This window comes from Bacillus thuringiensis (assembly GCF_001182785.1).
GTDB lineage: Bacteria > Bacillota > Bacilli > Bacillales > Bacillaceae_G > Bacillus_A > Bacillus_A thuringiensis_S.
The window spans coordinates 496,536-510,491 of the sequence record NZ_CP012099.1 but is presented as its reverse complement, the minus strand read 5'-3'; the positions used below and the strand labels follow the sequence as shown (position 1 = coordinate 510,491).

Below are 13,956 nucleotides of genomic sequence, written 5' to 3'. Positions count from 1 at the left end.
GCTCCTTTTATGCTAAAGGAGCTGTTTCTGTTATATGTTGAAGTTGATATAAATTGTAATAAAATCCTCTTTTTCGCATTAACTCTGCATGAGAACCAGTCTCTTTAATCTCACCGTCTTCAATGTAAATAATCGTATCAACATGCGTAATCGTCGCTAATCGATGTGCGATTATAATCGTCGTCCGGTCAGCAGCTAACGTCTGAAGCGCCTCTTGAATATACCTTTCATTTTCTAAATCTAATGCCGAAGTTGCTTCATCTAATATAAGGACCGACGGATTCTTTAGAAACACTCGTGCAATTGCCACGCGTTGTCTTTGCCCGCCCGATAGCTTCACACCACGTTCTCCAACAACAGTATTATAACCATCTGGTAAGTCTATAATAAAATCATGAATTTGCGCAGCTTTGGCAGCTGCAATCACTTCTTGCTCTGTAGCTTTCGGATTTCCATATAAAATATTAGCTCCAATTGTATCGCTAAACAATAAATTATCTTGCAGTACAATTCCAATATTACTACGTAAATTTCTCATATTATACTTTCTTACATCTATCCCATCTACATAAACCGCACCTTCAGAAACATCATAGAAACGCGGGATCAAACTAGCAAGAGATGACTTTCCTCCCCCACTCGCTCCTACGAGCGCTACTTTCTCCCCAGGCTGCATAGTTAATGACAGGTTGTGTAATATCTCTTTTTCATCTGCATTATAACGAAAAGAAACATTATCAAATACAATTTCTCCATTTAATTTTTTCGTTTGTACCGCATTTGGCACATTAACAATATCGTATTTTTCATCTAACAGTTCAAACACTCGGTCCATCGATGCAAAAGATTGTGTTAATGTTGTAGATGAATTAACAAGGCGGCGAAGCGGACTATATAAACTATCCATATATCCAACAAAAGCTACCATCGTTCCTAGCGTTAACTGCCCCTGAATTACTTCATATGCTGCAAAACCAATCACAAGTAACGGACCTAAATCTGTTAACGTATTTACTGCCGAAAATGTTCTCGCCGTCCAACTTGTATGGGTTAATGCTTTCGTTAAAAATTCATTATTTCTTTTTTCAAACTGCTTCCCCTCATACTCTTCTAACGCAAAGCTACGTGTCACTTGCATCCCTTGAATACGTTCATGCAAATACCCTTGCATCGTCGCTAACGCTTGTGAACGCTCTTTCGTCAATTTCCGAAGACGTCCGAAAAAATATTTCACTGCAATTACATAAATAGGTAAAATCAATAACGCAACAAATGTTAATTTTATATTCATAGAAAACATAACAATGATGGCAATAGCAATTGTTGCAGTATCTAACCAGACGTTCATCAAACCAGTAATTACAAAATCTTTCGTTTGTTCTACATCATGGATGACGCGCGAAATAACCTCTCCTGTTTTTGTATTGGAGTAATAACGTAAACTTAACTTTTGTAAGTGACCGAAAATATACTTCCGTAAATCATACAGTATTGTATTTGCGATACGCTGCGCGAAATATTGACGATAATATTCAATCGGTGGCCTTAAGATTGCAAAAATAAAAAAAGCAATTCCAATCGCTGTTATTAATTGAGATGTTTTATCTTGAAGTGAACCTCCGCCTTGAATTACATCATCGATAATATACTTTAATAACCACGGCATAATAAGTGGGATACCGAACTTAACTAGTCCAATAATAATTGTAATAGCGATAAGCCATCGATATGGTTTAACAAATTGTAAATATCTTTTTATGCCCTGCACATAATCCCCCCTCTAATAGGACAAACCTGCCGGGAAGCCCCCTGCAGGTTTGTTTTAATTTCTGTACATTAAATATCGTTCATACCACATATCTACGAAGTCTGGTGCGAACGGACCTTTTCTTTGATGAATCCACTGTGTTAAATGTGCTACATTTCGTTTTAAAATTGTATCGATAACAGGTGGATACTGCATAATTTGACTATGTTTTTCATACTCATCTTCATCTAGAAGCGTATATGTCATATCTGGATACACTTTAATATCTAAATCATAATCAATATACTTTAATGCTTCAGAATCATACGCAAAAGGGGAGCTTAAATTACAATAATAATATACGCCCTCTTCCCTAAGCATCCCAATCACATTAAACCAATAGTTGGCATGAAAATAACAAATTGCTGGTTCACGCGTAATCCATGTTCGGCCATCCGATTCTGTAACTACTGTACGATCATTCGCTCCGATCACAAGACTCTGTGTCCCTTTTAAAATTGTTGTTTCTTCCCACATTCTATGAATGGAGCCATTATGTTTATAACTATGTATTTGTACTTTTTCTCCTTCTTTGGGAAATCCCATATATGCTCCCTTCTTTCAACTGCAAATGCCCTTTGAACGGCATTCACTTTTCTTCTATTATAACTTTTTTGTCAAAATTTTAAAACTAAAGGGATAAGACTCTATTTTCCACACTGAATATGCAGGAGGTTTATCGTTGAATACAATAATACCCAATCTTCTCAGAAAACAAGGATTGTACTGTATTATTTATAAACGAGGACATGTAATAGAAAAAGCCCCTCTCTATTTGAAGGACTTTTCACCTGAAGGCAATAATATATCTTATCCTAAATTTGAAATCATTTTTTCAGTTTCAAAAGATTTTATCACACTATTCGTTTGCTTTTCGAATTTTTCATGTAATAGCTTCAACGCTACTTCTGTTCTATATATTTCTTGGCGAATAAAATGTAAGTCTTTTTTATCGCACGTATCCTTTTCACTCATTTCAATTTGCTGATACTTCTCTAAGTGTGATTGCAATTTTAACAGCTCATCCATCGTTTCCAATTGTTCTCCCACCAACTTATCAAAATCGTTCATTACTTACCCCCTTTTGGATTTCTTCATCAGTTATTATTCCTAATTACATATTTCTAATCTTTAACTTCCTTCTCCTTTGACAACATTTGTTGACTTATTAGAAGTTATGTCGTTCACTTTCTTTTCATTACAATGACCCGCACACAAAGAAAACACTTCTCTCGAATTGGAGAAGTGTTTTTCTTTCATTACTCGTTTGAGCTAGAAGATTGTGATTGTTTTGCAGCTGACTTAGCATTTTGTTTTTTCACAGCATGCACGTCTGTTTCAGTTGCAAATTCTGTACCATAACTAGCGTTTGCACTTTGTGCACCAGAAGCTTGTGCTTTCTTTGCTTCTGATTGTGCGTTTGCTTGTTTTACTGCTTGTACATTTGTTTCAGTTGCAAACTCTGTACCATAACTAGCATTTGTACTTTGAATACTAGCACCAGAAGTTGCCTTGTTATAACCTTGTTGTTTTTTACTCATCTTTCTCACCTCCACAATCAATAATGTAACCAATTCAACTAGAAGCTATCCGTAATTTTCTTTTGAAAAAATTCCGCATATATCTCTTGTTACTCATTCAAACTATAGAAAATGGAGGTGGAAATATGTATATAGGACGCGATATGACTGAACTAACGATGATTTCAAAAAACGAATGGAAAGAAGATGAATTAGCTTATTTTCATCATTCATTACAACAGATTTTGCCCTATTTAAATGCGGAAGGGCAAAGTATTTATAAAGAAATTGTAATAGAGATCGAATCAAGGGGCGGCTTACAAGAAGGTGATGCCAGTTGGACTCATGGGACAAAAATTTCTTACGATTAAAAAAGTGTTCCCAATTTAGGGAACACTTTTTTGTTTATTGCATTGTAATTTTCTCAACACAACTCTCATAAATCGTACGATGCGATTTAGAGAAAGGTAACTGCTCAAATGCTTCTTTCGATACAAGTTTCAATGTATCTGTTTCAACAATATCACCGGTTACTTTTCCGTAAAATACAAATATATCCCAAGTACGATGAGTAAATGTATGTTGTACATTCATTGCGTACTCATCAATAGAAATCGAAAGCTCAAACTTTTCCTTCATATAATCTATAAGCTGTTCTTTCTGACTTCGAATCCCTTCGCCAAGTTCAATATTCGGAAACTCCCACATATTAGCTAATAATCCGCTACTTGGACGTTTATTAATAACGTAACGACCATCTTCAGTTTGAAGTACTCCTGCAACAAGCGGTACCATTGTAGGAGCTTTCGCTTTACTTTTTACTGGTAGTTCTTTTTGAACACCTTCAGCATATCCCCTGCAATGCTCACGTACAGGACAAAGTAAGCAAGATGGATTTTTAGGAATGCAAATCAGTGCACCTAATTCCATCAATCCTTGATTAAAATAAGATGGGTTTTCTACTGAAATAATTTCACGCACAATCTCTTCAAAAACTTTTCGAGTCTTTGGTTTTGCAATATCATCCCATACTGATAAAATGCGAGATAATACACGCATAACATTTCCATCAACTGCCGGCTCTGGTATACCATATGCGATACTTAAAATAGCGCCTTTTGTATATGGTCCGACACCTTTTAACTTTTCAATTTTCTTTACATCACTCGGTACAACCCCGCCGTATACTTCTTTTACCTCTTTTACTGCCGCATGTAAATTACGCGCTCTAGAATAATATCCTAAACCTTCCCATGCTTTTAATACTTCTTCATCATCTGCGTTCGCTAACGCTTCAAGTGTAGGAAACTTCCCCATAAAATTTGCGTAATATGGTTTTACAGCTTCTACTCTTGTTTGCTGTAACATAATCTCAGAAACCCAAACGCGGTATGGATCTTTATTTTTTCTCCATGGTAAGTCGCGCTGCTCCTCTTCAAACCAACCAATTAAATCATTTTGAAACTGCTCTATATTAAAATTTTTTAGTATTTCAAGTGTCAAACTTGATCCCCCTCATTTTTTTGCATATAAGTACTATTATAAAGATTTTAGGAAAAAATTTAAGTAAGATGACATAGGAAATTGAAGGCAAAGGACTTGAGGTATCTAATAAAAAGAGTTACATTAATAAAAAACGGAGGTGGATTTCTATGGACACAGCCACTCACCTTGTTATGGGTATCACTTTAGGTAGCTTAGCAACATTAGATCCAGCCATAGCACAAAGTGATATTGGCCCACAAGCTGTTATGCTTGCTACAATTGCTGGTTCCAACATTCCTGACATTGACACAGTTTTAAAATTGCGTAATAACGCTAAATATATAAGAAATCATCGCGGAGTTACTCATTCCATTCCCGCGGTAATTCTTTGGTCATTCCTTATAAGTGGCATCTCTTTCGCCTTCTTTTCAGACGCTCCATATCTTCATCTACTACTTTGGTCATTTATTGCAGTCTTCCTTCACGTCTTTGTAGATATTTTCAACGCCTATGGTACACAAGCATTACGGCCTTTCACAAAAAAATGGGTCGCACTCGGCGTGATAAATACATTCGATACCGTAATTTTCTTTATCCATATACTTGCAATTGCTTGCATGCTCGTCGGTTCTCATAAAGGATACACTGCCTTAGCAGCATATATATTAATGATTGTTTACTATATCGGACGAATTATGATGCACAGAAATATAAGAAGCGTTGTACACAAACGTTTCAAAAATGTCGAAAAGATTATCATTTCTCCTTCTTACCGATTTTATCATTATCATTTAGCAGTCGTTACAGCTGATTATTACTACGTTGCGAGATGGCACCGTGGTAATATCATGATATATGACAAGTTCGATCGGGTACCGTTCCCAGACAATGATATTATGCGAGCAGCTAAACAAGATGAAAACATCTCGGCCTTCCTATCTTTCTCTCCTGTATATCGCTGGGATATTTTTGATCATGATCATTATTACGAAGTACGATTCATTGATTTACGGTATCGAAGTAAAGATTATTATCCATTTGTCGCGATTGTTCAGCTCGACCATAATTTAAATATTATTAATTCCTATACAGGATGGATTTTTAGTGAAGAAAAACTTCGAAAAAAACTGGAATTACTTCCACATTAAAAAAAGCGACTTAAGTCGCTTTTTTTAATGTTTCAAATGATCTTCTTGATTAATTAAATGGCTATACTTCGGATTGTTTGTACGCATTTCATGAAGGCGTACACCATGATTATTAATCCATGATCGTACCACTTGCTCAGTCATTTCCTCACCGTGATAACGCCCTGATTTTGCATAAGTTGTTTGAAAATCTTCCCAAAGTAATTCAACCCACGCACGAGCTTGTCCGTAAGAGAGCTTGTCATTCTTGTCTAATAATTCTTTCGTTAATGCTTCATAAATATCATTCATGTTCTAATCTCCTTTTACCTATTTATCCCTTCATTTCTAAAGGATAGTTTCTTCTGTTTTGCACATTCTATAAGTGATACTTCTTAAAGAGGTTCTTAAAGAGGTATCAACTGATGAGGAGGAGGGCGTTCGCAATGGGTAAACAAGCCGAATTTTGGTCTGAGTCAATAAACAACAGCAAAATCGACGGTCAGCCGAAAGCGAAATCACGCTTCGCTTCGAAGCGACCTAACGGCACAATTAACACGCACCCACAAGAACGTATGCGTGCTGCAAATCAGCAGGAAGAGTAATACAGATACAACCTAAAAAATTAACTTCCTACACGAGGTGATAAAGATGAGCTACCGTGATCGTTTAGATAGTCGTTCTGAATTATTTAACCATACGTGGACTCGTCCGAAACATGCGAAAGCGCAAGTTAACGGACAGACGCAACAAACCCAGTCTCTCATTATATTGGCCAACGAATGTAAAAAACGCCAATTTTAGAATCTCCTATCTCCTTTAACGCCTACCAAAGATGAAAACCAGAGAGATATTTACTCTCTGGTTTTTATTTTTCTTGCAATAAGGAAATTGGTATGCCAATCTCTTCATTATCATTTTGCTTATAACCCCAAGCAAATACCCCATTGAAGTACGTAATTTTAAATAATACACCAGGTTCTTCTATTAATTCATATGTTTCACCAATATGAAATTTGTTTATATCCGTCATATAGGCGCGAGCCATTGCCATCTTTCTCATTAATACATCGAACTCATTTACAATTCCAAGCTGCTCAGCCTTTATTGCTTGCTCCTTCAAATCTCCAATTTCTTCTCTAAGCTCATGTGGTGTCATTTCACTATAGCGTTTTGGCATATTCATCTCATTATTCCCCTCATCCCTCTTCACGTTTCATTTGTAAAAATACCTCTATCTCATCAATAGAGAATCCTTTTCGATATAACGCTTGTTTCATCTTGTTTTCAAATGTCCAGCCATCATGCTTCTTATATTTCTCATAATATTTATTCCCATGATAGTGTAACGCTTCTTGTTGCTTTTCGTCATCTCTTTCGTCTTTCAATTCTTCCAAACAAATTTGAATTACTTCTCTAGAATATCCTTTTCGAACAAGCATCTCATCTAACTTTAGCTTCATTTGTAAAAAAGAATGCTTTTGATAAGATTTTTTCTTCTTTTCTATGAGAAACAAGGCATTCTCAATTTGCTTTTCCTTCGGATATTCTTGTAAACTGTGCATAATAATTAAATCTTGAACACCTTTATTTAACAACTCTCTTTTAATAACAGTTGGACCTTTTCGATTCACATTACTTTGCGTTCGCGTATATAAAACAGCGTACTCTTTATCATTAATATATCGGTCATGTAATAATTTCGAAACGACTTCAGAGATGATGGCCTGTCCCACTTCTTTTTTTCGTAAAAAATCTTCTATTTCTTGTTTTGTTCTCATTTGATAGGATAAATAGGAGATTGCTTGTAAATATGCTTTTTGTACCTCTTCATTGTACAAAATATTTCCTAACTCTATTTCATCAATTTCTAAGCCTTTTTGTAATCCATGTTTCATTAAGATTACTTGATCCACACTAAACCCGTACTCTTCGCCTTGACCTTTATCAATATAAATATTAAATCGTTCTTTCGATCGTTTTTGTACTTCTATTTTTGTAATGACAGCCATACTCTCACCTCACTATTATTTTAACATAGTCGAGGAACATTTTTTCTTTTCAAGAATATATATAATGAGGAGGAAATACTTGTGAAAATCGCAATTTCTGGTGGTACAGGCTTTATCGGTAAATATCTTTCTACTTTTTTTGTTCAAAAAGGATATACTGTTTACATCCTCACACGAAAAAAAACTACTAAAACTTCCGCCCCTAACCTTCAGTATGTTCAATGGACACCAGATTTACAAACCTTCCCCCTCTCTTCTATTGATGTCGTTATTAATCTAGCCGGAGAGTCTATTAATAGTAGATGGACAAAGAAACAAAAGAAAGCCATTTTAAACAGTAGAATTCAAACAACAAAAGGAATCATTAAACAATTACAGGCACTCCATACAAAACCACATACATTTATTAATGCAAGTGCTATTGGATACTACGGAACATCTGAAATAGAGTCTTTTACTGAGCAACAAGAAACTCCCGGAAATGACTTTTTAGCAGAAACAGTATTTTTATGGGAGCAAGAAGCAGCTAAAGCATTTTCTCTCGGAATAAGAACAATTTACACAAGATTTGGCGTTGTATTAGGTGCAGATGGCGGAGCCTTGCCAAAAATGTTACTTCCCTATCAATTCTATATCGGCGGCACCATTGGTTCTGGGAAGCAATGGTTATCATGGATTCATATAGACGATGTCGTTCGTATGATGGATTTCATCATACACAAAAAAGAAATTGATGGCCCTCTTAATATGACAGCACCAACACCTATAAGAATGAAGGAATTTGGGAAAAACATCGCTACTGCAACGAGAAAACCACATTGGCTACCTGTCCCTTCATTTATGCTTCACGCCTTATTAGGTGAGATGAGCATACTTGTACTAGAAGGGCAACACGTATTACCTAGTAAAGCAATTAAACATGGATACCAATACACATTTCCGGCAATAGACCATGCATTACAAAATATACTTTCGCATACAATGTAGTACTTCTAAAACACAATTTTACATGGGCCCTTTTAAAACTTTCATTTTCTAGGATCCGAAGCATTACCATACAAATAACCTTTCAGTTACTTTCCCTTAACTTCCATTAGCATTATAAAGTAACAGAAATGAGGTACCTATGAAAATATTGCTCAAACAAGCCATTGTATACCCTATTACATCTCCAAAGTTTCAAGGCGATGTACTCGTTACAGGAGAGCGAATTACCGAGGTCAAACCTTTTATTCAACCTACTCAAGATATGACCGTTATAGATGCACGAGCACTCCATCTCTTACCTGGCTTTATTGATGTCCATACTCACCTTGGTCTCTATGATGAAGGTACTGGTTGGGCTGGAAATGATGCCAATGAAACATCTGAAGTTTCAACACCACATATTCGTTCTTTAGATGGAATCCATCCTCTCGATATCGCCTTTCAAGACGCTGTACAAAATGGAATTACAACCGTTCACGTTATGCCTGGCAGTCAAAATATTATCGGGGGTACTACTTGTGTAATAAAAACAGCTGGAACTTGTATTGATCATATGATTATTCAAGAACCTGCTGGTTTAAAGATTGCCTTTGGAGAAAACCCTAAAAAAGTCCATAGTAATGGAACAAAAGAATCCATAACACGTATGGGGATTATGGGGTTACTTCGGGAATCATTCTATGAAGCACAACACTACGGGCACGAAGCTGATTTTCGAATGCTTCCTATTTTAAAAGCATTACGTCGTGAAATACCCGTACGTATCCACGCTCACAGAGCAGATGATATTAGTTCTGCGCTACGCTTTGCAACGGAATTCAACCTCGATCTACGTATTGAACATTGTACAGAAGGACACTTTCTTGTTGAAGAGCTTTCGAAACACAATTTGAAGGTTTCAGTTGGTCCCACTCTGACACGCCGTTCTAAAATCGAACTAAAAAACAAGACATGGGATACTTATCATATATTATCCAAAAATGGTGTGGAAGTTTCTATAACAACAGACCATCCTTATACACCCATTCAATATTTAAATATTTGTGCTGCTGTCGCAGTAAGAGAAGGGTTAGACGAGAAAACAGCACTAGAAGGAATCACCATATTCCCAGCGCGAAATTTGCGTTTAGAGGATAGAATTGGAAGCATCGAGGTTGGAAAAGACGCCGATCTCGTGTTATGGACTCATCATCCTTTCCATTATTTAGCCAAGCCTGTACTAACTATGATTGATGGAAAAATAATTTACAAAAAAAATAAAAAAAACTAGTTTATTTTTTTGACTAGATAAAGTATTATACGATTATAAACTGAATGAAACCATAATCAATTTGTGTCGTGATTATCATTTTCAAATTGATGAATGGGGAAGGCAAATGGTGCGCCACCAGCGTTAGAAACTGGTTCTAGTGGGTTCGATTCCCACCCCGAAATTTTTTAAAGATTGATATAAAAATTTCGAGGGTGGGGTGTTTTTTCGTCATGCTACCCTCGTGTGAGGAGGAGTTAGTATGTTGAAAAAACGCGACTTACACGACAGCCACGTTCTATACGAGTTAATGGTGGACCCAGCTGTCTTCCCTTTTGTGCGTCAAAAGGCTTATTCTTATGAAGAATATTTATTCTTAACGAAACAAACGATTGAAGCTGAAGAGCGTGGTGAATTAATTTCACGCACAATTTTAGATGAATGGGGTAACCCTATCGGAACAATTACTTTATTTGATGTGCAAGAAAAAGCTGGATTTCTCGGGACATGGCTTGGCAAACCATATCATGGAAAAGGCTATAATAAATTAGCGAAAGATTCATTTTTTAGTGAACTTTTCTATGAATTAGATATTGAAACAATCTTCATGCGTATTCGTAAAATAAATATTCGTTCTATTAAAGCTGCAGAAAAACTGCAATATGTAAATCTAGCAAATGAAACAAGAAAAGCCGTATATGATGAAATTAACGCAAACGAAGAAGTCTATAACTTATATGAAATTCCAAAAGATCAATACACACTTGCTACAATGCGAGATACAACCTTCCAAGATGCTCATCAATTAAAAGAAGCGTAATCTAAATTTTCTGAAATGATAATCAATCATTAACATTTTTCCATATGCGTATATCCCCTCATGTCTTTGGAAACGATAAATAGTAACTTTAAGACACGAGGTGATTTGTAATGGATAAAAAGAAACGTGATAAAGCAAAAAATACATTATCTAGTACACAAGAAGTTCTCTATCAACGCGAATTTCAAAAAGCTGATCGTGCAGCAGGATATCGCTCGAAAAGCATTTAAAGTGAAAATGAATAATTTGAAGTTTCCCCCCTAATTATTCATTTTCATTACATAATTTTCTCGACTGATAGAAGTAAGCAAAAAGTACCCTTATGCATTAGGGTACTTTTTGCTGTGGACAACTTTATCCACAAAACTGATGGAATTGTTAATAATTTTCGAAAACATTTAATATCTTTCTATATTCAAGCATATATCGACTGTTTTAATTGTGGATATTTTTCTAAAAATTGTGGACAATGTGGATATAGTTGTTAATATTCCGACTTTACTGTTTAATGAAAGCGCAATCCTTTTGTGGATAAGTGGCTAAATTTTCTTTGAAAATAATAAAGAACCCTCTTTATATATACAAAGAGGGTTTCATATTAAGTAAAAGATTGTGCAAGAGCAGGTGATTTAATTGGTATATGGCGCGGTTCTGCATGATTTTCTGCCAAAATTGCATCTACAATATGACCAGCTGGCTCTGGAAGATAGATGCTTTTCATTGCTTCTTTCATTTGAAGAAGCTTCACATCATCTTGTAATAATGCCTCTGTTTTTGCAAAAACCTCACTATCATCGCGAATGACAACTGCTGCTCCTTTTTTTTCAAAGTACATCGCATTTTCATTTTCTTGTCCTGGAACAGGCTTATATAAAATGACAGGTACTTGCAACGCTGCTGCTTCACTTAATGTTATTCCGCCTGGCTTCGTAATCATACAAGAAGTAACACGGAATAATTCATCAATATTTTCAACATACCCAAACACTTTTAATGCATCGGAATTTTGCTTCTGTAAACTTAATAAATCCTGTTTTAAAGCTTCATTTTTTCCACAAACGACAACTACTTGTAAATTGGGCACTGACATAAATGATTGGCATAGTTCTTTTACATTTCCTAATACCCCATGAGCACCTGCTACAATTAGTAAAATCTTTTTATTCTTACATAACTGATATTTATTATATATGATGTCTGAATTTACCTTTAACTCAAAACTACTCCGAATTGGAATTCCTGTTTCAACAATTTGTTCCGCAGGTACACCGATATCAACCATCAATTCTTTCACGTGATCCGTTGCAACAAAATAACGATCTACTTCTCGATGAATCCATATTTTGTGCACGCAAAAATCCGTTAATACGTTATAGACAGGAATTGAAATCCCTGTTTGTTTCTTCAATTCTGGTACCGCGATAATTGGAAATGTATTAATTACAATATCTGGTTTCTCCACCTGTAACAGTGTTTTCAAACGTTTTCTTCCAAAGTTCGCATACCAAGATGCTATTTTCTTATCATAAATTTTTTCTACCCCGTAATAAAACAAACGATATAATTCTTTTCCTATTGTATAACTTTTTAAATATAGATATTTTGTAATGTCAGTTATAAATGGATGTGATTCTCCAAACAAGTCGCATACAATAACATCTTCAATTCCTTTTTGGCGAAATGTTTGTTCTAATGTTTTTGCTACTTGCACATGACCATTACCGTAATGTGCAGTTAATATTAAAACCTTGGGGTTTTTTATCAAACAAATCCACTCCTAGCTTTTTGTTTCTCCATATTGCATATACGACAATAGGAAAAACATTTTCCTTAAAAATTACATAAACAGATTCTAATAATTCCCTTTTCAGCTATGTACCTGTCGTGGATATGCAAAGCATATAAGATTGACCCCTTAATCCTATCTGTGCTCATATCTTTACATTATACTTTCCTATAAGAGCTTTCGCAATAACTTACAAATGTTCTCTATTCCATGATACTCACTCTTTTACTTCTTAATTCTTTTTACTATTTTGATTTCCCTTTACAATTATGTAAATTTCTCCACTTATTCCGTACAAAATTATGGATATTCTACTTTCAGTATACTCTTTTATCAATATATACTCTAGATTTTATTGTAAAGAAAGCAAAAAGCCTAATCCAATATTTGGATTAGACCGCTTGTAAAATATGTTTAGCATGTTCTACATTTTTCTCAGTAGGTGGTTCTACATTTGCGAGTGGGTACTTGTGTCCAAGCGCCTCCCATTTATATACACCAAGCTTATGATATGGTAACACTTCAACTTTTTGAACATTAGACAGACTTTGAATAAAGCTAGATAGTTTTTGTAGATCCTCTTCATTATCCGTAACACCGGGAACTAATACGTGTCGTACCCAAATCGGTTTATTCTTATCCGATAAATAACGAGCAAATTGTAAAATATGTTCATTTGGTTTCCCTGTTAATTTACGATGCTTTTTGGAATCAATATGTTTCAAATCCAATAAAACTAAATCTGTATAATCCATTAAAATATCTAGCTTATTTTGGAATTCTGGTTCCTCAGAATAACAACCACCAGAAGAGTCGATTGTTGTATGGATACCAGCCTCTTTACACTTTTTAAACAACTCAATTAAAAAGTCTAGCTGTAATAATGGTTCTCCACCGCTAACTGTTATACCGCCTCCGGAGGCTTCAATAAATGGAAGGTAACATGTCACATCCTGCATCACTTCTTCAACTGTTATTTCTTTACCTTTACCGATTTCCCACGTATCCGCATTATGACAATATTGACAACGTAATAAACACCCTTGTGTAAATATGACATAACGAATCCCTGGGCCATCAACAGTACCACAAGACTCTACAGAATGTATTCTTCCTTTTACCATGTTACTTCCTCCTTTATTGAAACAGCCTCCCTTCGCTAT

At 35.4% G+C, this 13,956-nt stretch carries 18 protein-coding genes; 8 read left to right on the top strand and 10 right to left on the bottom strand.

Going from position 1 to position 13,956, the window contains the following annotated elements; genetic code table 11:
- Positions 1-7: 7 nt before the first annotated feature.
- The 4 genes from AC241_RS02655 to AC241_RS02640 all read right to left on the bottom strand — a co-directional run bounded on the left by AC241_RS02655 (position 8) and on the right by AC241_RS02640 (position 3,348).
- Entirely contained in the window at positions 8-1,768 is a 1,761-nt protein-coding gene (locus tag AC241_RS02655) for an ABC transporter ATP-binding protein (protein WP_050842505.1), read from the bottom strand.
- A 54-nt stretch (positions 1,769-1,822) separates the two neighbouring features.
- The gene (ntdP, locus tag AC241_RS02650) at positions 1,823-2,353 is read right to left on the bottom strand and encodes a nucleoside tri-diphosphate phosphatase (protein ID WP_000506627.1); all 531 of its coding nucleotides are present in this window, start codon (positions 2,351-2,353) and stop codon (positions 1,823-1,825) included.
- A 264-nt stretch (positions 2,354-2,617) separates the two neighbouring features.
- Complete coding sequence (locus AC241_RS02645; protein WP_000997587.1) at positions 2,618-2,878, bottom strand: YgaB family protein; 261 nt, start codon at positions 2,876-2,878, stop codon at positions 2,618-2,620.
- Between the two features lie 188 nt (positions 2,879-3,066).
- On the bottom strand, positions 3,067-3,348 hold the full coding sequence (locus AC241_RS02640) for a gamma-type small acid-soluble spore protein (RefSeq protein WP_000039034.1): 282 nt from the start codon (positions 3,346-3,348) through the stop codon (positions 3,067-3,069).
- Positions 3,349-3,473: 125 nt separating this feature from the next.
- On the opposite strand from AC241_RS02640, the gene AC241_RS02635 reads away from it, so the two are divergent.
- Positions 3,474-3,698, top strand: a complete 225-nt coding sequence (locus AC241_RS02635) for a hypothetical protein (RefSeq protein WP_000275431.1) — start codon at positions 3,474-3,476, stop codon at positions 3,696-3,698.
- Positions 3,699-3,732: 34 nt separating this feature from the next.
- Here the strand turns inward: AC241_RS02635 and mutY are convergent, their stop codons facing one another.
- A complete protein-coding gene (gene mutY / locus AC241_RS02630) occupies positions 3,733-4,830 on the bottom strand; it encodes an A/G-specific adenine glycosylase (protein WP_050842503.1) in 1,098 nt (365 codons plus the stop codon).
- A gap of 149 nt (positions 4,831-4,979) precedes the next feature.
- Between mutY and AC241_RS02625 the strand changes: the two genes are divergently transcribed.
- Positions 4,980-5,960, top strand: a complete 981-nt coding sequence (locus AC241_RS02625; protein WP_016083622.1) for a metal-dependent hydrolase — start codon at positions 4,980-4,982, stop codon at positions 5,958-5,960.
- Positions 5,961-5,984: 24 nt separating this feature from the next.
- On the opposite strand, the gene AC241_RS02620 is transcribed toward AC241_RS02625, so the two are convergent.
- Positions 5,985-6,251, bottom strand: coding sequence for a YfhJ family protein (locus tag AC241_RS02620; protein WP_016083623.1), 267 nt, complete (start codon positions 6,249-6,251; stop codon positions 5,985-5,987).
- A gap of 134 nt (positions 6,252-6,385) precedes the next feature.
- On the opposite strand from AC241_RS02620, the gene AC241_RS02615 reads away from it, so the two are divergent.
- On the top strand, positions 6,386-6,544 hold the full coding sequence (locus AC241_RS02615) for a small, acid-soluble spore protein K (RefSeq protein WP_050842502.1): 159 nt from the start codon (positions 6,386-6,388) through the stop codon (positions 6,542-6,544).
- Between the two features lie 46 nt (positions 6,545-6,590).
- The gene (locus tag AC241_RS02610; RefSeq protein WP_000122093.1) at positions 6,591-6,743 is read left to right on the top strand and encodes a YpzG family protein; all 153 of its coding nucleotides are present in this window, start codon (positions 6,591-6,593) and stop codon (positions 6,741-6,743) included.
- Between the two features lie 64 nt (positions 6,744-6,807).
- Here the strand turns inward: AC241_RS02610 and AC241_RS02605 are convergent, their stop codons facing one another.
- Positions 6,808-7,125: a YfhH family protein gene (locus AC241_RS02605; protein WP_016083624.1), complete on the bottom strand. Its 318-nt coding sequence runs from the start codon at positions 7,123-7,125 to the stop codon at positions 6,808-6,810.
- A 13-nt stretch (positions 7,126-7,138) separates the two neighbouring features.
- On the bottom strand, positions 7,139-7,951 hold the full coding sequence (gene recX, locus AC241_RS02600) for a recombination regulator RecX (RefSeq protein ID WP_050842500.1): 813 nt from the start codon (positions 7,949-7,951) through the stop codon (positions 7,139-7,141).
- An 81-nt stretch (positions 7,952-8,032) separates the two neighbouring features.
- On the opposite strand from recX, the gene AC241_RS02595 reads away from it, so the two are divergent.
- From AC241_RS02595 to AC241_RS02580, 4 genes are all read left to right on the top strand, one after another.
- Positions 8,033-8,938 carry a TIGR01777 family oxidoreductase gene (locus AC241_RS02595; RefSeq protein ID WP_050842498.1) on the top strand — a complete coding sequence of 302 codons (906 nt, stop codon included), beginning with the start codon at positions 8,033-8,035 and terminating at the stop codon, positions 8,936-8,938.
- Positions 8,939-9,077: 139 nt separating this feature from the next.
- Complete coding sequence (locus AC241_RS02590) at positions 9,078-10,208, top strand: amidohydrolase (protein WP_000698297.1); 1,131 nt, start codon at positions 9,078-9,080, stop codon at positions 10,206-10,208.
- Positions 10,209-10,449: 241 nt separating this feature from the next.
- On the top strand, positions 10,450-11,007 hold the full coding sequence (locus AC241_RS02585; RefSeq protein WP_000914737.1) for a GNAT family N-acetyltransferase: 558 nt from the start codon (positions 10,450-10,452) through the stop codon (positions 11,005-11,007).
- Positions 11,008-11,117: 110 nt separating this feature from the next.
- Complete coding sequence (locus AC241_RS02580; RefSeq protein ID WP_000358482.1) at positions 11,118-11,237, top strand: YfhE family protein; 120 nt, start codon at positions 11,118-11,120, stop codon at positions 11,235-11,237.
- Between the two features lie 368 nt (positions 11,238-11,605).
- On the opposite strand, the gene AC241_RS02575 is transcribed toward AC241_RS02580, so the two are convergent.
- Together AC241_RS02575 and pflA are read right to left on the bottom strand one after the other, a co-directional pair.
- Positions 11,606-12,772 (bottom strand): diglucosyl diacylglycerol synthase, encoded by a 1,167-nt coding sequence (locus tag AC241_RS02575; protein WP_016083627.1) that lies wholly within the window; start codon positions 12,770-12,772, stop codon positions 11,606-11,608.
- A gap of 413 nt (positions 12,773-13,185) precedes the next feature.
- The gene (gene pflA / locus AC241_RS02570; protein ID WP_000238466.1) at positions 13,186-13,917 is read right to left on the bottom strand and encodes a pyruvate formate-lyase-activating protein; all 732 of its coding nucleotides are present in this window, start codon (positions 13,915-13,917) and stop codon (positions 13,186-13,188) included.
- Positions 13,918-13,956: the final 39 nt, after the last annotated feature.